This window comes from Gillisia xinjiangensis, from assembly GCF_046298265.1.
Lineage (GTDB): Bacteria > Bacteroidota > Bacteroidia > Flavobacteriales > Flavobacteriaceae > Gillisia > Gillisia xinjiangensis.
In genome coordinates, this window is record NZ_JBKAHK010000040.1 from 1 (window position 1) to 722 (window position 722).

At 67.6% G+C, this 722-nt stretch carries 1 protein-coding gene; it reads left to right on the forward strand.

All coding sequences use genetic code 11. The features are described 5' to 3' along the window. Nucleotides 1-722: cytochrome P450 (locus ACKGJN_RS16345; protein ID WP_409540632.1), on the forward strand; the 722-nt coding region annotated here is incomplete at both ends.

A 722-nucleotide genomic window follows, 5' to 3' on the forward strand; every position in this document is an offset into this window, starting at 1 on the left:
CGTCGACGCCGATGCCATCGTCGCCGAACTGCCGCGCGACGAGACCATCGACTTCGTCGCGTGCATGGCCGCGCGCCTGCCGGGCGAAATGATCGCTGCAATTCTCGGGCTGCCGCGCTTCGAAGTGCCTTACTTCACACGCCACGTGCAGACCATCGCGCGGGCGGTTTCGCCGGTCTATCCGCAGGCGGACCATACCGAGATCGAGAGCGCGGCGATCCGCCTCTTCGCCTATGTCGAGAACCATCTGCTGATGCGGCTGGGAATGCCGCACGGCGACCTGTTGTCGACGCTGGTCGCCGATTGGCAGACGCACCCAACGATTTCCTTTACGAGCCTGGTCCACCAGGTGCTGGGCCTCATCGTCGGCGGCATCGACACCACCCGCGTCGGTTTCGCCGCGCTCGTCCCCCTGTTGGCGGAGCATCCCGCGGCCTGGGCGGCGGTAAAGGCCGATCCCCGTCTCATTCCCGGTGCCGTCGCCGAGGCGCTGCGCTACGAACCCTCGGTGGGTTCGATCGCCCGTGTCACCACGGCACCGGTTGCGATCGGCGATGTGACGCTGCCGGCGGGGGTGGTGCTGCGCGTCAGCCTGCTGTCTGCACTGCGTGAACCTGACCTCTACGCCGATCCCGACCGCTTCGACATCCGCCGCAGCGATCACCCGCGCCTGCATCCGGTGTTCGGTACCGGTCCGCACCGCTGCATCGGCGAGATGCTGG